Below are 14,988 nucleotides of genomic sequence, written 5' to 3' on the forward strand. Positions count from 1 at the left end.
AGGCTCGGGTGAGGAGCCTTAAACCTGCATGTTCGAAAGCGTCTGCAACATCTGGTCGGACGTGGTCACGGCCTTGCTGTTGATTTCGTACGCGCGCTGCGTCTGGATCATGTTGACCAGTTCCTGCACGACGTTCACGTTCGACGCTTCCACATAACCTTGTTGCAGCGAACCGGCGCCGTTCAGGCCCGGTTGCGTGACGTTCGGCGCGCCCGACGAACCCGTTTCCGAGAACAGGTTTTCGCCGCGTGCCTCGAGGCCGGCCGGGTTGATGAAGGTCGCGAGCTGCATCGCGCCGACCGTCGTCGCCGCCGTGCTGCCCGGCTGCATGATCGACACCGTGCCGTCCGAGCCGATCGTGATCGACGTCGCGTTTTGCGGAATCGTGATCGCCGGGTTCACCTGATATCCGCTCGCCGTTACGAGCTGGCCCTGCGCGTTGGTCTGGAACGAGCCGTCACGCGTGTAAGCCGTCGTGCCGTCGGGCATCGTGACCTGGAAGAAGCCCTGGCCATTGATGGCGACGTCTTTCGAATTGCCGGTCTGCTGCAGGTTGCCCTGCGTGTAGAGGCGTTCGGTCGCGACTTGCTGCACACCGGTGCCGAGCTGGCTGCCGGAGGCGAGTTCGGTCTGCTGCGTCGAGTTCGCGCCCGGCTGGCGGACGGTCTGGTACAGCAGGTCCTCGAACACCGCGCGCGAGCCCTTGAAGCCGTTCGTGCTGACGTTGGCGAGGTTGTTCGAGATGGTGTCCATCTGCGACTGCTGGGCATTCATGCCGGTCGCGGCGATGTAGAGAGAGCGATTCATGTTTCGTTTCCTGGTGGGCTAATCAAGCTGCTTAGCTGAAGTTGAGCAGCTTGTTCGCCGCCTGTTCGTTCTGGTCCGCGGATTCCATCAGCTTCGTCTGCATCTGGAACTGTCGCGCGTTGCTGATCATCGAGACCATCGCTGCGACCGGATTCACGTTGCTGCCTTCGAGCGATGCCGGCGCCACGACGACGCTCGGATCGGCGTCGGCGGGGTCGCCGCTCGCGGTGCGAAAGAGACCGTCGTCACTGCGCGTGAGCGTCGCCGGATCCGGGTTCACGAGCTTCAGCTGATCGACGGTAGCGATCGCCGTCGGCGGATCGCCGGGGATCAGCGCGGAGACCGTGCCGTCCTTGCCGATCGTCACTTCCGCGCCCGGCGGCACGGAAAGCGGGCCGCCGTTGCCGAGCACCGGCAGGTTGTTCGCCGTGACGAGCTGCCCGTTCTGGTCGACGTGCAGGTTGCCGGCGCGCGTGTACGCTTCGCTGCCGTCGGCGGCCTGCACGGAGAGCCAGCCCGGACCCTGGATCGCGACGTCGAGCGGGTTGCCGGTCTGCTGGACCGGACCCGCGGTGTAATCGGCAGTCGGCGTCGACGACAGCACGAAGGTGCGCGTGGTGCCGTCGGCCGATTCGTTCTCGAACGACATCGGCACCGAGCGGAACGCGGCGAGCTGCGCGCGAAAACCCGTCGTCGATGCGTTCGCGAGGTTGTTGGCCACGACGCTCTGCTGCTCCAGCGCCTGTGAGGCGCCGGTCATCGCGGTGTAGATCAGACGGTCCATGAATGGCTCTCTCTAGTGTCGCCGTGCGTGTTACAGGTTCATCAGCGTCTGGTCGACGGTCTGCTGCGTCTTGATCGTCTGCGCGTTCGCCTGATAGTTGCGCTGCGCGGTGATCAGGTTCACGAGCTCGCTCGTCAGGTCGACGTTGGAGTTTTCCACCGCGCCGCCTTGCAGCGTGCCGTGGTTGGTCGAGCCCGGCACCGACACCTGCGGCGCGCCGGAAGCCGACGTCTGCGCGAACACGTTGCCGCCGAGGTTCTGCAGGCCGTTCTGGTTGTTGAAGTTCGCGATCGCGATCTGGCCGAGCGCCTGCGTCTTGCCGTTCGAGTAGTTACCCGTCAGCATGCCGTCCGTGCCGACCGAGAAGCCCGTCAGTTCGCCCGACGTGTAGCCGTCCTGGACCACGTTCGTCAGGCCGCTCTTTGCGCCGTACTGCGTCGTGCCGGTGAAGTCCATCGACATCGTCTGGTTCGTCGCGCCGCCGTCGGCGCCGTTCGGAATCGAGAACGAGAACTTGCTGCCCGAGGTCAGGTTGCCCGACGAATCGAACGTGACCGTGCCGATCAGGCCGTTGGTCGCCGTGGAGGGCGCCGTCGCCGGAACCGGCTGGACCGGGTCGCCGTAGCCGGCATACGCGTTCCACGAACCGGTCGAATTCTTCGCGAAATACACCGACACCTTTTGCGTGCCGCCGAGCGAGTCGTACACATCGACCGAAGTCGACGTGTTGTAGCTCGTCGAATCGCTGACGCTGAACGCGTTGGCCGGAACCGTGTCCTGCGAATTCAGGTTGAACGCGGTCGTGACATTCTTCGTCGCCGAGGGCGCGATATTCGAGGTCGGCACGGTTAGCGGCACGGTGCTCGCGCTGTTGACGACGCCCTTCGAATCCGCCGCGTAGCCCATCAGTTGCAGGCCCGAGCTGTTGACGATCTTGCCGGTGTTGTCGAGGTGGAACACGCCGTTACGCGAGTACACGGTCGAACCGTTGCTCGACAACTGATAGAAGCCGTTGCCGTTGATCGCGACGTCGAGCGCCTGGTTGGTCGTCGTGATCGTGCCTTGCGAGAACTGCTGCTGAACTTCGGAAAGGCGCGAGCCGATGCCGATCTGGTTGCTTACCGCCGTCGCCATCGAGCTGGCGTACATGTCGGCGAATTGCGCCGAGCCTTGCTTGAAGCCAACCGTGTTCGCGTTCGCGATGTTGTTGCCGATGACGTCGAGATCGCTCGATGCGCCCGACAATCCGCTCAAAGCCTGTTGGTAACCCATGACGGTCTCCGGAAATTCGTTGAGTTGGTGTTAAAGGATCGACGCGACGCCGGTCAGCGCGACCGTCTTGCCGTTCGCGAGCTTGAGGCCCGGCGTGCCGTCCGTCTGCTGCACGACGCTTTGCACTTGCGATGCCGCGAGCGTAGGCGCCGTGGCGGCCTGGCCGTTGATCGTGCCCGTCGCGCTGATCGTGTACGTGCCGTCGGCGAGCGTGTTGCCCTTCGAATCGACTGGCGTCCAGCCGTTGACCGGCACGACACCCGCCGATTGCGCGCCCAGCTTGATCGTGTTCACGATTTCGCCGGCCTTGTTCTTGACGTTGATGTTCAGGTCGCTCACGTCGTTCGCGAGCTGCACGCCGAAGCTCGACGACGCGCCCTTCGACACCGTCACGTCGCTGCCCGTCGCGAGCACCGTCGAGCCGATCAAAAGCGCTGCCTGCGTCGACTGGCCGGCGGACAGTTGCGTCGCGAGCGAGCTGAGCGACGTGTTCAACTGGCCGATGCCCGTCACGGTGTTGATCTGCGCGAGCTGCGAGGTCATCTGCGAGCTGTCGGCGGGGTTGGTCGGGTCCTGGTTCTTCATCTGCGTCACGAGCAGCGTGAGGAACGTGTTCTGAAGGTCCGACGCGGACTGCGCGCCGGTTTTCGACGAGGTCGTCGAAGTCGACGACGACGAAGTGCCGTTCATGGTGTCGAGCAGCGTTTGCGACACGGTGGTGCCGTTGCTGCCGATCGTGGTGTTGGTGGTCACGGTGGTTGTCCTCAGGGTCCGTTTCAGGTGCCGATCGTCAGGGTTTTCAGCATCAGTTGCTTGGCGGTATTGAGCGTCTCGACGTTTGCCTGATACGAGCGCGACGCGGAAATCATGTTGACCATTTCCTGCACCGGATCAACGTTCGGCAACGTCACATAGCCGTCCGGGTTCGCTGCAGGGTTGCTCGGGTCGTAGCTGGTCTTCATCGGCGTCGGGTCGTCGATCACGCCGGTGACCTGCACGCCGCCGACCTGCTGGCCGGACGCCGTGCGCGCGCCGCCGAGCGGATCGACCGCGAACACGACCTGCTTCGCCTTGTACGGCTGGCCGTCGGGGCCGGTCGTGCTGTCGGCGTTCGCGAGGTTCGACGCGGTCACGTTCAGGCGCTGCGCCTGGGCGGACATCGCCGAGCCCGCGACGTTGAAGATGTTCATGAGGGATGGCATGGCTTGTCTCTCGCTTAGGTGTTCGTCGTGATCGCGGACAGCATCGACTTGATCTGGCCCGAGATGACCGTCATGCCGGCTTCGAAGTGCAGCGCGTTGTCGGCGAACTGGACGCGCTCGCGGTCGAGGTCGACCGTGTTGCCGTCAAGCGACGGCTGGGCCGGCACGCGGTACGCGAGGCGGCCGTAGTCGTCCACCGGGCCGCCCGTCGTCTGGAGCGTCGCCGTGCCGGCCATGTGGCCACGCGCGGTCGTCGCCATCGACATGCCGCTCGACACGCTGACCGGCTGCGCCATCGCGAGCGGCGCTGCGTTGGAGACGCCGCTGCCGGCGGGGGTCGAGGTATTGGCGCCGGTTTTCTTCAGCGCGCCGGCGAGCGAACTCGCGAAATCGACGTCGCGGGCCTTGTAGCCCGGCGTATCGGCGTTCGCGATATTCGACGACAGCAGTTCCTGGCGGTATGCGCGCACGTCCAGCGCTTCACGGCCGAACGCGAGTGCCTGATCGAGTTTGTCCAGCATTCCCGGTAGCTCCTTTGGCGTTACGTCTTGCTGCCACGCGGCTCACAAGACCTTTTTGCATGACACGCATCTTAGGAGCGCAGCGCAAGAAGCAATCTGACGAATAGCCGGGGAAGCGGGCCTCTATTCGGGGCTTGAGCGCGGCGGGGGATATCTAGAATTCTTTTCGTGGCTCTTTATGGTTTTCGTGGCGTGTTTTCGCGTCGCGGAGCGGGCCGCGACGTTTTTTGATGAAATCTGGTCTGGCCGCTGGGCCGAGGAGAATTGCAATGAGCAGGTCCGCACCGCACCGCGCGACAAACCGTGCGCGGGTCGCGCCCCTCCTCCGGTCGATGTTTTCAGCGGCGGGTGGCGTCGCGCTGGCGTTCGGCGTCGCGGGGCAAGCCTTCGCGCAGGAAGACGGCACGATCGCGATTCCCGGCAACGCCGAGACGAATCCGGCAGCCGTCGCGGCGATGGCGCAGCGGGTGGCGATGTCGGCGCCTTCGCCGACGGCGATGAACGCCCCGCGTCCGCGTGGTTACGCCGCCGCGACCAGCGCCGCCGATGCCGCGATGCAAAGCGCCGCGCGCGCCCTCGACTCTCACGCCGACGCCGCCGACGATTCGATGTCGGACGCCAGCGGGATGATCGTGATTCCGGGACCGGGCGAGGCGAAACCTGCCGCGCCCACTGTTAACAATATGTCTGCGGCGCGCGTTGTTTCGCCGCCCCCGAGCGCGTCGAGCCTACCGAGCCTTCCGCGCATGCAGACGGCGAACGCATCGCGCGATGTGATGCCGGTGGTCGTCGTGCCGGAAAGCGCGGCGCCTGCGACTCGCGGCACAGCGGCCAGGCCGGTCGCGGCGGCGTCCGCGGCGCCGGTTGCGGCGCGTGCCGGTGCGGCGAGCGTCGCTCAAGCAGTGACGCCCGGCGCGCCCGCAGCCGGAACGCAGGACACCGACGCCATCCGCGCCGCCGCCCTCGCCTTCCTGCAACAGCAGACGGCGGGCCTTCCCGGCAAGCCGGAAATCACCGTCACGCCGGTTTTCCCGCGCGGCCTTGCGCCCTGCGTGTCGCTCGATCCTTTCATGCCGACCGGCGCCCGCCTCTGGGGACGCACGACCGTCGGCGTGCGCTGTACCGGCGAGCGCCCGTGGACGCTTTATTTGCAGGTCCGCATCTCGATCAACGCGACGTATTACCTCGCCTCACGCGCGATTGCGCCGGGCGAAGTGCTGACGAGCGCCGACCTCCTCGCCCGCGAAGGCGACCTCACCGCGATGCCGCAAGCCGTCATCACCGATCCGACGCAGGCCGTCGGCGCGGTGGCGCTCTCGCGCGTCCCGGCGGGGCTGCCGCTGCGCACGGACATGCTGAGGAGCGCGGCGTCGGTATCGATCGGGCAGAACGTGCACGTCGTCGCCGACGGCACGGGCTTCTCCATCTCCGCCGATGGCGCCGCGATGAACAACGCGGCACCCGGCCAGCAGGTGCGTGTGAAAACGTCGACGGGACAGATCATTACCGGCGTCGTGAAGGATAGCCAGACGGTGGAAATCCGCCTCTGAGCGGCGTGCAATAGCGCCTTGAGCCCGAAATGTGGGCCACCGCGCAAATGTTTCAATTTGTTGCAATTGGTTGCAATTCGCTGAAAGCCCCGCTGGATAAGGCTGAGCGGGAAGCGACCCCGGACCGGTCCGGTTCTGAAGGCGGAGCAGGGTTAAGTTTTTACATCGCCCCGCCGATAAAAGGATCAACTAGTTCGGGAAGACACATCGTGAAAATCGATTCGAATAGCAACACCACTCTGGCAGCCCTTCACGAAGGGTCGCAACGCGCATCGCAAGCCGGTGCCAACGGTACGACGGGCGCCGCGAGCGTCACGCAGCAGTCGGGCACGACGGGCGCGCAGCAATCGACGGTAAGCCTCTCGCCGCTGTCGACGGATCTGCGTGCATCGAACGCGTCGGACATCGATCAGGCGAAGGTCGCGTCGATCAAGGCCGCGCTGAATGACGGCAGCCTGAAGTTCGACTCGGGCAAGATCGCCGACGGCATGCTGGGCACCGCGCGCGACCTGCTGCAAACGAGAACCCCGCCGACCGGCGGTTGAGCAGAGCGTTTTGCGTGATATCGACGGGGCTTTCCCAGGCCCTGGCGGACGCGCGAAACCTCTCGCATCGTCGAAACGACGGTGCCGCCGGGCGGCTTTTTTAGACCCTGACCGTGAATTCGCGGTCGAGCGATTTACTTAGCGAGTCGCCATGAAAGACGCCCTGCTTGCCACTGTTATCGAAGAACTCGCCGCCGTCGAGGCGTTCGAGTCCCTGCTCGCGTTCGAGGAAAAAGCGCTGATCGCGGCATCGCCGCTGGATTCGCTGCCCACGATCATCGAGCAGAAAACCGCATCGACCGAGAAGATCGCCGAGCTGGAGAAGGCGCGTGATGCGCAGCTTGCTTCGCTTGGTTTTGCCGCCGGGTTTGTTGGGATGGAAGCGTCGGTGGTCGGCGACGAAAGGCTCGCCGAGCAGTGGAAATTGCTGCGGGCCGCCGCGACGCGCGCGAAACAGGCGAACAACAACAACGGCGTGCTGATCCGCACGCGGATGGATTACAACCGGCGTGCGCTGGCCGAACTCAAGGTCGCGCCGGCGAAGTCGGGGTTTTATGGGCCCGACGGGCGTGTGCCTGGGGTGATGGGGCTGTAAGGGGTTTTAGCTGGAGCTTGGGGTTGATGTGCAAACCGTTCCCAAGCGCCCGCGACACCTTATCGCTGCATCACCAGCGCCACCGTATCCGGATCAGTATGCCGCCCGAGCAGGTTGAGCAGCCCCGCAAGATTCTCGCGGGCTTCCGGCGCGGCTTTCGCCGTACCTTCGAACGACGTCGATTCCTGCGACGCCGTCCCGTGCCCGTCGAGCAGCAGCGGCCCCTTGACCGTCGAAAGATCGATCGTCGCCGACGCACCCTGCGCCTGCATCGCCACCCGGTACGACCCGAGCGGCTTCACGCGCGACACCCGCGAGCCGATATCGTCCAGTGTCACGACCAGTTGCCCGTACGTATTACGCCCGAGCACGCGCCAGTCGGTCCACGCGAGCCGCACGTTTCCGTCGATATCGAGCGTGTTGAACGGCGCGCCGAGCCCCGCGAGGAGCGTCGCCGGCACCGCGATCGCACCCGCCGACATCGTCGAGCCGCGCAGCGAGGCGTCGACCAAGACGGCATCGGGCATCGCTTCCGTCTGACGCATTGTCATGCGCACACGGCCGGTCAGGAGCGGCAAGAAAGCCGTCGTCCACTCGACGCGGCCCGGCAGAAGCGTCGCGCCGCTGCCGTCCGAGCTGGCGGCGAGCATCAGCGTGGCCGATCCACGCCACAGCGACCCGGCCGGATCGACGAGATTCACGTGACCGGCGGTTACGCGCGTGAACTGCGGCACGATCCACGCGGCAGGCAGCATCACCATCACCGTGATGAAAACGGACAAACCCGCCACGATCAGCGGCGGCAACGCGGCGCGCGTTCGGCGCATCCAGTAGCTCATCTCACTTCGCCCCCGCCGGCTGCAGCGACGCCGTCAGATCCACCTGCCCATCGGGCTTGAGCGCCTGAATGTGCGCCTCGGACACCTGCACCTTCAACTGCTTGCGCACGTCGTCGAGCCACATCGTCCACATTGGGAACGACGCGTTCTTCAACTGCACCTGCACCGCCGCGCCGATCACCTGCACCTGCACGGGCGGCATGTTGTTGTCAGCGAGCGACTTCGTTATCGCTTCCTTCAGCGCCGCGCCCGTCGGCGCCACGCCTTCAGCCGTCCCCGCGAGAGAGCGCGCCTCGTTCGCCTGCGCGGTCATCTGCGCGAGCTGGCGTTGCATCGCCGGCAGATTGTCGCGCAAGCGCGCCCGCCCCTCGTAAGCCGGCGCCCACAGCACCAGATACACGATCGCGATCCCCAGCGCGAGGCCGCCCCACATCAACAGCGTCTTTTCGCGCTGCGTCCGGCCGTCCCAGAATTCGCTCCAGATATCGCCGATTTGCTTTTTCACTGGCCGCTCCTGATCGTCCACTTGCCGGTGTTGCTGTCGATTCCGCCCGTGAAGCCGTTCGCGGCGAGGCGCTTCGGCAAGTCGGCATCGACCTTGGTTTCCGGCTTGAAAGTCACTTCCAGCTTCCGATCCCGATAGTCGAGCCCCGCGATGCCGTTCACCGGCACCGGCCCGAGCGAGCGCGCGAGGCCGTCGGCGAGAGACAGGAAGTCCGACGGCGACAGTTCGCCCGCCGCCACCCGCAGGCGTTCGAGCTGGCGCGACATCTGGTCGGGCGCATCGAGCACAACGGTCGTTTTTGGGAACGCGTTGAGGAGCGTCTCGGTCATCTGCGCCTGGATCGCGTCGCGCTGGCGGGCGAGCTGCAGCCACTGCGCATTCACGCCGATGATCGACACGACGACCGCCGCCGCCACGAACGCGATCGGCACGCGCAGGCGCCGCATCGTCGCGCGGTCGAGGCGCCAGGGCTGCGCGGCGAATTCGAACTGGCACAGGTCGAAGCCGCTCGCGAGCGCGTTCTGCGCGAGTTTCTCGAACGTGAGCGGCTGCGCGCCCTTGAAGACGCTCGCGGCGGCGGCGAGGCGCGGCTCGTCGCCGGGGACATCGGCGAGTGCATAGAGCGCGCCGGGGCGGTTGCCCGCAAGCGCGGTCAACGTCGGCATGACGGCGTCAGCGGGGAGCGCCAGACCTTCGCCGAGCGCCGAGCGCTCGCCACGCGCGATCGCGATCTCGACGAGCGGCGCAGACGGTGCCACCGCCACGGGTGCCACCGGCGCCACGACTTCGCCGATCAGCGCCGGCGCAGTTGACACGACGCGCCCGAGCACGGCCGCGGTGAACGGCGTCGGCGCGAGCGGCTCGTCATCGGCGATGGCCGCGGCGACTTCGGCCGCTTCCGCCTCGCTGACAGCGGCGGCCATCGGCAGACATCGCATCGCCGGGACGGCCTTCACGTTGCGATGCCCCGCCGCCGCGAACGCGCTCAGCACGAAGCGGAACCAGCCGCGATCGATCACCGCGAGCACGCGCCGGCCGCCTGCGAGCGTCGCGGGATCGACGGCGATGTGGCACGTCTGCGGGTCCTGGATCAGTTGATCCTCGACGACGTTCGGCAGCGCCTGCCGCAGCTTCTGCCCCTTCAACGGCGGAACGGCCGCGGCGAGCAACAGCAAATCGCGCGCGGCGACGATCAGCACCGTCGCGTTCGCGCGCGGCAGGATACCGAGCGCGGCGCGGCCGGTGCGCTGCGTCGTGCCGCGCTTGTCGACGAGCAGAAACGGCATCTCGGGCAGTTGCCACTCTTCCGAGCGCACCGCCGGATCGCGCGGCGGGAGTAGGACGATCAGTGTGCTCAAAGGCCGCTCTCTCTCATCATGGGTCGGTCAGTCATGCTCTCAGGGCTGGTCGCGAACATAGACGATACGCGTCGTATGCGTCCCCAGATCGCGATAAATCAGCGTCGTGCGGTCCACCTGCGCGCGTTCGTGCTCGACGCGCCCGTGGATGAAGAAATACTTCGTGGTGACGTCGAGCAGGTTCGGATCGATCGACGTCGTCTTGACGCCCGCGCCCGTCAGCGCGAGCTGGACGTTGCCGACGTCGTGGAAAAACACCGTCTCGCGGCGCGCAACGAACGCCTGCGCCTGCGACAGATTCATGCCCGGCACCACCGCCGCCACGACTTCGGGGGTCGCCGTGTTCATGTTGACGGAGGTGGTCGTCGGCAGCACGGTCACAAACGGGCGCAGGCGCTCGATGGCTTCCGGCGTGAAACCCGGCACGTCGAGCAGCGAATCGACGCTGATCACCTGCAACGGCGCGACCGGCGAATTGCTGTCGGCGTCCTTCAGGCCCGGATCGTCGGTGAAATTGCCGCCGCCTGTGCCGCCGCCCTGCGCGATCGCGGCCATCGTGGATTGCGCCGTGTTCGTCGTGTTCGTCGTGTTGTTCGTCGACGATTGCGTCTGAAACCGCGTCGCCGATTGCGCGAGGCCCGCGCGGATCTGCAGCGCCGTCGTTTTCGCGAGCGAGCCGTTCAGCCCGAGCAGCGCGAGCAGCCGCTGGAACGACGCGATCTGCTCGACGTTGATCGTGAGTACGCCGGGCGTCGGCGTCGAAACCAGATTGCGCAGGTTGAATTTAGCCTGCGCGTCCTCGATCGATCCCGACAGAAACGTCTGCGCGCCCTGCTGCGAACGCACTTCGCCGATCTGGCCGAGGAAGTCCGAGAGCCGCGTTTTCGCGATCGGCACGCCCCACACGCCGCCGAGATACGTGACGGTCGGCGACGTATCGGCTTCCGAACGCAGGATCAGCCGAGTCCAGTCGAGCGCGCTGCGCGAGATCCAGTTCGCCTGCGCGAGCAGCCGCTGGTTCTCGATGCGCCGAATCTGCACTTCCTGCCGCCACAGCATCCCCGACACGAGGATCGCCGACAGCGCGACCACCAGCAACGCGCTGATGATCGCGACGCCGCGTTCCTTTTCCTTCGCGAATCTCCTGGGTGGGCGCATCGTCATTCTCCGACCAGGAACACGCGCGTGATCGGCAACTGCAGATTTTTCGCGCCGACCGCGACCTGAAGTCCCGTCACGGCGCGCACCAGCGGCGCGTCGCCGAGTTGCGGCACTTTCAGGTTGTTGTCATTTTCCGTGATCTTCGATGCAACTTCGCGCATCTGCGACGTCCACCCATCCGGCTGGATATAGACGCGCGTCGCGAACGACGCCACGCCGCCCATCAACGGCACCGCGCTCCAGCCGTCCGAGGCGTCGCCCGCCGAGAGCGCTCGACGCACTTCGCCGACGTTCGAGAGCGGCGGCGACGCGAAGCGCACGATCCGCCCGTCGGTCATCCGGTAGCGCACCACTTGCAGACGCGGCGCCGTGCCCGGCTGAAACATCCCGCGCACGATCTGCAAACCATTCCCGCCGATCGAAATCGCCGGCTGGCCCGCCTGATCGTCGGTTGCGGCCTGACGCGCGTCGATACGCATCTGGTCGAAAAGCTGCGCGAGGACGCGCTCGTCCTCCATCGCGTTCGTGATCGTCGTGCGGCCGCGGATCACCTGATCGAGCCCGCGCCACGACAGCACCGCAATCACCGCGAGAATCGCGATCGCGATCAGCATCTCGATCAGCGTGAAGCCGTTGCGGCGGCGGCGGAACACGCCGCGCCGCTCAGAGCGAACGATTCGTTTCATTCGCCACCACCGTGACCATCTGCGCGAGATTGCCGGGACGCCCCGGCGTCGCGACCAGTATCTCGACCTTGCGGAAAATCGGATTCGGCGTGCGCGTCACGCGCTGCGTGCAGAGCAGCTTCAGATTGCCCTGCGAGCAATCGAAATTGCGCGAGCCGATTTCGGGCCACGTATGCGACAGCCGCAACTGCGCGAGTGCGTTGTCGGCGCTCCAGCCCGCGAGCAGCCGCCGATGCAGATCCGCCTCGCCGCTCGCGAGCGCGCCGACCGCCCGCAGCGAAGCCGCGAGCGCCACCGCGATGATCGCGAGCGCGACCAGCACTTCGATCATCGTGAAGCCGTCGGCGCGGGCGGAGGTTTTGCGGAGCGCTTGCATCAGCGCACCTGATAACGGCCGTTGCCGGTGCCGTAGACGGTGGCGCGGCCGGCGGGCGAGACGAGCGTGACTTCCATCGGCGCATCGATCGCTTCGGTGCCGAAGATCAGTCGCCCGACGGATTTGTCCGTGCCGGAGAACTGGATCGTCACGCCCGTCACGCCGCCTTCCCAGCGGCGCGCGCGAAAGAGATCGTCGCGCAGGGGGCGCCAGCCGTCGTCGGTGCGCACGTCGAAGCGAAAGCCGCCGTCGAGCGGCTGCCACGCGATCGGCCGCGCGCGTACCTGCGCTTCGTCGCCGGCGGATTCGAAAAGGAGCGCGAGGCGCTGCGCTTCCTCGTTGAGATCGGTGCGCGGATTGCGCGTGAGCTGCAGCGAAGCGAGCGACACCAGAATCCCCGCGATCACCAGCACGATCAGCATTTCCAGGAGCGTGAAGCCAGCCTCAGCCCGCGTCCCGGCGTGCCGGGGCGCTCTGGCTGTCACGCGGATGGTCGTCGCTCTCTCACTCACGCTCGTCCTGGCTTACTGCCACGAACCGACGTCGGCGTCGTTGCCTTCGCCGCCCGCCTTGCTGTCGGCGCCGTAGCTGAACACGTCGATTTCGCCGTGCACGCCCGGATTGAGATACTGATACTGGCCGCCCCACGGATCGTTCGGCAGGCGTTCCAGATAGCCACCGTCCTTCCAGTTGTTCGGCACCGGCTCGCTCGTCGGCTTTTCGATCAGCGCGCGCAGGCCCTGCTCTTGCGTCGGATACCGGCCGTTATCGAGGCGATACAGCTTAATCGCCTGCATGATCGTGCCGATGTCCTGCCGGGCCGCGACTCGCCGTGCCTCGTCCGGACGGCTCATGATCTTCGGCACGATCAGCGCGGCGAGAATGCCGAGAATCGCGATCACCACCATGATTTCGATCAACGTGAACCCGCGTTGGCGGCGTGCCTGCGCCGTCGAAAGTTCCATGCGGCGTTTCGTCCACATTTGCATGACTACTACCTCGTTTCGATGAAGATGTTGTTCGTTCGATGGGCGCCCGATGCGCCTCTGAAAAACCCGCACCATTTTGAGACGCGCGGGCAGGAAAGCATTCTATAGGTCCGGGTGGCAGGGGCTTTCACTTCGCTTCCGCCTTCCCTTGACCTGCGTCCGGTCAACGCACATAAATCGTCGGGCCGGGCGCGTTTTGCGGAAGAAAAACCTCGGATTTCGAGCCTTTTCGGTCAATGATGATCGAGCGCGCGCGAACTTCCGAAATCTTCACGCCGTCCGCGAGCGGCCCGCCGAGCGAAATCGCGCGCGCCGGCTCGCCGCCGTAACTGACGATCGCCGCTGCCCCGCGTTGCAGCGCCAAAATGCCGAAGAGATGCACGTCCTGATTGGACTGCTGCTGGAGCTGGCCGCCGAAAATCGTCGCCGCCTGTTCGACCGACGGTTTGCGTCCCGCCTCCGCTGCGGGCAGCGGCGCGGTTTGCCGCGAGGTCAACGTGACGATCCAGTACGTCAGCGTCACGCAGAAAAGCGCGAGCGCGGCGAGCGTCAGAAGGCGGGTTTGCAGGGCGTTCATTACTGCACCATGTTGTTCAGTTCGATGATCGGCAGCATCACCGCGAGCACGATCACCAGCACGACGCCGCCCATCGCCAGGATCAGGAGCGGTTCGAGCAGGCTCGTCAGGAACATCGTGCGCCGTTCGAGTTCGCGCGCTTCGCCTTCGGAGGCGCGGTCGAGCATCGTCGTGACGTCGCCGGTCGCTTCGCCCGAGCGGATCAAATGCACGAGCACCGGCGGAAACGTCTTCGTGTTGCCGAGCGCGCGCGACAGCGACGTGCCCTCGCGCACGCGGACGATCGCATCGTCGACGTTTTCGCGCATCGCCGTGTTACTGAGCGTTTCGCCGGCCGCCTGCAGCGCGCGCAGGATCGGCACGCCGGCGGCGGTCAGGATCGCGAGCGTGCTGGCGAAGCGCACCGTGTTATACCCGCGCACGAGCTTGCCGACGAGCGGCGCGGTGAGCAGCCACCGGTCGAACGCCATGCGCGGGCCGGGTCGCGAGAGAATGCTTTTCACGATCCACGCGAACAGCAGCACGCCGATCAGCACCGCCCACCAGTAGCTGCGCACGAACCCGGAGAGCGCCATCATCATGACGGTCAGCACCGGCAGCGCCTGTTTCGTGCTCGCGAACACGTTCACGACCTGCGGCACCACGTAGCTCAACAGGAACGTGACGATGCCGAACGCGATCAGCGTGACGATCGCCGGATAGGTGAACGCGAGAATGATCTTTTGCTTCAACGCGTTGCGCTGCTCGATGTAATCGGCGAGACGCGAGAGCACGAGACCGAGCTTGCCGGTATGTTCGCCCGCCGCGACCAGCGCACGGTAGATTTCCGGAAAATCCTTCGGATGCTGCGCGAGCGCATTCGCGAACGAATGGCCGCCGAGCACTTCCGCGCGGATCGCCGCCATCAGCTCGCGAATGTAGTCGCGCTCCGATTGCTCGGTCAGCACCGCGAGCGTTTCGCCGAGCGGCAGGCCCGCGATCAGCAGGCTCGCGAGCTGGCGCGTCAGAATCGCCTGTTCGCGCTGCGAGAGGCGCCGTCCGAGCGAAAGCCGTTGCTGGCGCTCGCCGCGCGTGCGGCTGCCCGCCGGCTCGACGACGAGCGGCGTCAGCCCTTGCGTGCGCAACTGGCCGCGAGCGGCGCGGGCGCTGTCGGCATCGAGGACGCCTTTTTGCGTCTTGCCCGCCTGGTCGATCGCTTCGAAACGGAACGCCGGCATCGCG

General features: G+C 66.0%; 19 protein-coding genes. 3 read left to right on the forward strand and 16 right to left on the reverse strand.

Annotated elements, in window-relative coordinates; genetic code table 11:
• Window positions 1-18: 18 nt before the first annotated feature.
• From flgG to flgB, 6 genes are read right to left on the reverse strand one after another with little or no spacing between them, the layout of a single operon-like run.
• On the reverse strand, window positions 19-807 hold the full coding sequence (flgG, locus tag AWB67_RS13815; protein ID WP_087656810.1) for a flagellar basal-body rod protein FlgG: 789 nt from the start codon (window positions 805-807) through the stop codon (window positions 19-21).
• 31 nt (window positions 808-838) lie between these two features.
• A complete protein-coding gene (flgF, locus tag AWB67_RS13820) occupies window positions 839-1,591 on the reverse strand; it encodes a flagellar basal-body rod protein FlgF (RefSeq protein ID WP_087656811.1) in 753 nt (250 codons plus the stop codon).
• 30 nt (window positions 1,592-1,621) lie between these two features.
• On the reverse strand, window positions 1,622-2,863 hold the full coding sequence (flgE, locus tag AWB67_RS13825; RefSeq protein ID WP_087656812.1) for a flagellar hook protein FlgE: 1,242 nt from the start codon (window positions 2,861-2,863) through the stop codon (window positions 1,622-1,624).
• Window positions 2,864-2,893: 30 nt separating this feature from the next.
• Complete coding sequence (locus tag AWB67_RS13830; RefSeq protein WP_087656813.1) at window positions 2,894-3,616, reverse strand: flagellar hook assembly protein FlgD; 723 nt, start codon at window positions 3,614-3,616, stop codon at window positions 2,894-2,896.
• A 23-nt stretch (window positions 3,617-3,639) separates the two neighbouring features.
• Complete coding sequence (gene flgC, locus AWB67_RS13835; protein ID WP_087656814.1) at window positions 3,640-4,065, reverse strand: flagellar basal body rod protein FlgC; 426 nt, start codon at window positions 4,063-4,065, stop codon at window positions 3,640-3,642.
• Window positions 4,066-4,079: 14 nt separating this feature from the next.
• Complete coding sequence (flgB, locus tag AWB67_RS13840; protein ID WP_087656815.1) at window positions 4,080-4,586, reverse strand: flagellar basal body rod protein FlgB; 507 nt, start codon at window positions 4,584-4,586, stop codon at window positions 4,080-4,082.
• 269 nt (window positions 4,587-4,855) lie between these two features.
• Between flgB and flgA the strand changes: the two genes are divergently transcribed.
• The 3 genes from flgA (at window position 4,856) to AWB67_RS13855 (ending at window position 7,276) form a co-directional block, all read left to right on the forward strand.
• Window positions 4,856-6,136 carry a flagellar basal body P-ring formation chaperone FlgA gene (flgA, locus tag AWB67_RS13845; protein WP_087656816.1) on the forward strand — a complete coding sequence of 427 codons (1,281 nt, stop codon included), beginning with the start codon at window positions 4,856-4,858 and terminating at the stop codon, window positions 6,134-6,136.
• Window positions 6,137-6,345: 209 nt separating this feature from the next.
• Window positions 6,346-6,681, forward strand: a complete 336-nt coding sequence (gene flgM, locus AWB67_RS13850) for a flagellar biosynthesis anti-sigma factor FlgM (RefSeq protein ID WP_235025147.1) — start codon at window positions 6,346-6,348, stop codon at window positions 6,679-6,681.
• Window positions 6,682-6,832: 151 nt separating this feature from the next.
• A complete protein-coding gene (locus AWB67_RS13855; protein ID WP_087656817.1) occupies window positions 6,833-7,276 on the forward strand; it encodes a flagellar protein FlgN in 444 nt (147 codons plus the stop codon).
• A 59-nt stretch (window positions 7,277-7,335) separates the two neighbouring features.
• Here the strand turns inward: AWB67_RS13855 and AWB67_RS13860 are convergent, their stop codons facing one another.
• The 10 genes from AWB67_RS13860 to gspF form a co-directional block, all read right to left on the reverse strand.
• Entirely contained in the window at window positions 7,336-8,115 is a 780-nt protein-coding gene (locus AWB67_RS13860; protein WP_087656818.1) for a type II secretion system protein N, read from the reverse strand.
• A 1-nt stretch (window position 8,116) separates the two neighbouring features.
• Window positions 8,117-8,620: a type II secretion system protein M gene (locus AWB67_RS13865; protein WP_087656819.1), complete on the reverse strand. Its 504-nt coding sequence runs from the start codon at window positions 8,618-8,620 to the stop codon at window positions 8,117-8,119.
• On the reverse strand, window positions 8,617-9,978 hold the full coding sequence (gene gspL / locus AWB67_RS13870; RefSeq protein ID WP_087656820.1) for a type II secretion system protein GspL: 1,362 nt from the start codon (window positions 9,976-9,978) through the stop codon (window positions 8,617-8,619). The genes AWB67_RS13865 and gspL overlap by 4 nt, the downstream gene beginning before the upstream one ends.
• A gap of 39 nt (window positions 9,979-10,017) precedes the next feature.
• The gene (gene gspK / locus AWB67_RS13875; protein ID WP_087656821.1) at window positions 10,018-11,142 is read right to left on the reverse strand and encodes a type II secretion system minor pseudopilin GspK; all 1,125 of its coding nucleotides are present in this window, start codon (window positions 11,140-11,142) and stop codon (window positions 10,018-10,020) included.
• The gene (locus AWB67_RS13880; protein WP_087656822.1) at window positions 11,139-11,825 is read right to left on the reverse strand and encodes a prepilin-type N-terminal cleavage/methylation domain-containing protein; all 687 of its coding nucleotides are present in this window, start codon (window positions 11,823-11,825) and stop codon (window positions 11,139-11,141) included. The genes gspK and AWB67_RS13880 overlap by 4 nt, the downstream gene beginning before the upstream one ends.
• The gene (gene gspI, locus AWB67_RS13885) at window positions 11,803-12,201 is read right to left on the reverse strand and encodes a type II secretion system minor pseudopilin GspI (RefSeq protein WP_087656823.1); all 399 of its coding nucleotides are present in this window, start codon (window positions 12,199-12,201) and stop codon (window positions 11,803-11,805) included. The genes AWB67_RS13880 and gspI overlap by 23 nt, the downstream gene beginning before the upstream one ends.
• A complete protein-coding gene (locus AWB67_RS13890; protein WP_374729820.1) occupies window positions 12,201-12,692 on the reverse strand; it encodes a GspH/FimT family pseudopilin in 492 nt (163 codons plus the stop codon). The genes gspI and AWB67_RS13890 overlap by 1 nt, the downstream gene beginning before the upstream one ends.
• Window positions 12,693-12,725: 33 nt before the next feature.
• Complete coding sequence (gene gspG, locus AWB67_RS13895) at window positions 12,726-13,190, reverse strand: type II secretion system major pseudopilin GspG (RefSeq protein ID WP_087656825.1); 465 nt, start codon at window positions 13,188-13,190, stop codon at window positions 12,726-12,728.
• A gap of 163 nt (window positions 13,191-13,353) precedes the next feature.
• Window positions 13,354-13,767: a general secretion pathway protein GspC gene (locus AWB67_RS13900; RefSeq protein ID WP_087656826.1), complete on the reverse strand. Its 414-nt coding sequence runs from the start codon at window positions 13,765-13,767 to the stop codon at window positions 13,354-13,356.
• A complete protein-coding gene (gene gspF, locus AWB67_RS13905) occupies window positions 13,767-14,984 on the reverse strand; it encodes a type II secretion system inner membrane protein GspF (RefSeq protein ID WP_087656827.1) in 1,218 nt (405 codons plus the stop codon). Before gspF ends, AWB67_RS13900 begins: the two co-directional genes overlap by 1 nt.
• Window positions 14,985-14,988 lie beyond the last annotated feature (4 nt).

Origin of the sequence: Caballeronia terrestris, from assembly GCF_001544515.1 — a bacterium.
Classification (GTDB): Bacteria; Pseudomonadota; Gammaproteobacteria; order Burkholderiales; family Burkholderiaceae; genus Caballeronia; species Caballeronia terrestris.

What these genes read in the sequence shown, in the direction of transcription:
- flgG (WP_087656810.1), bottom strand. Translation starts at nt 807, where the DNA reads ATGAATCGCTCTCTCTACATCGCCGCGACCGGCATGAATGCCCAGCAG.
- flgF (WP_087656811.1), bottom strand. Translation starts at nt 1,591, where the DNA reads ATGGACCGTCTGATCTACACCGCGATGACCGGCGCCTCACAGGCGCTG.
- flgE (WP_087656812.1), bottom strand. Translation starts at nt 2,863, where the DNA reads ATGGGTTACCAACAGGCTTTGAGCGGATTGTCGGGCGCATCGAGCGAT.
- flgC (WP_087656814.1), bottom strand. Translation starts at nt 4,065, where the DNA reads ATGCCATCCCTCATGAACATCTTCAACGTCGCGGGCTCGGCGATGTCC.
- flgB (WP_087656815.1), bottom strand. Translation starts at nt 4,586, where the DNA reads ATGCTGGACAAACTCGATCAGGCACTCGCGTTCGGCCGTGAAGCGCTG.
- flgA (WP_087656816.1), top strand. Translation starts at nt 4,856, where the DNA reads ATGAGCAGGTCCGCACCGCACCGCGCGACAAACCGTGCGCGGGTCGCG.
- AWB67_RS13855 (WP_087656817.1), top strand. Translation starts at nt 6,833, where the DNA reads ATGAAAGACGCCCTGCTTGCCACTGTTATCGAAGAACTCGCCGCCGTC.
- AWB67_RS13860 (WP_087656818.1), bottom strand. Translation starts at nt 8,115, where the DNA reads ATGAGCTACTGGATGCGCCGAACGCGCGCCGCGTTGCCGCCGCTGATC.
- gspK (WP_087656821.1), bottom strand. Translation starts at nt 11,142, where the DNA reads ATGACGATGCGCCCACCCAGGAGATTCGCGAAGGAAAAGGAACGCGGC.
- AWB67_RS13880 (WP_087656822.1), bottom strand. Translation starts at nt 11,825, where the DNA reads ATGAAACGAATCGTTCGCTCTGAGCGGCGCGGCGTGTTCCGCCGCCGC.
- gspI (WP_087656823.1), bottom strand. Translation starts at nt 12,201, where the DNA reads ATGCAAGCGCTCCGCAAAACCTCCGCCCGCGCCGACGGCTTCACGATG.
- gspG (WP_087656825.1), bottom strand. Translation starts at nt 13,190, where the DNA reads ATGCAAATGTGGACGAAACGCCGCATGGAACTTTCGACGGCGCAGGCA.
- AWB67_RS13900 (WP_087656826.1), bottom strand. Translation starts at nt 13,767, where the DNA reads ATGAACGCCCTGCAAACCCGCCTTCTGACGCTCGCCGCGCTCGCGCTT.
- gspF (WP_087656827.1), bottom strand. Translation starts at nt 14,984, where the DNA reads ATGCCGGCGTTCCGTTTCGAAGCGATCGACCAGGCGGGCAAGACGCAA.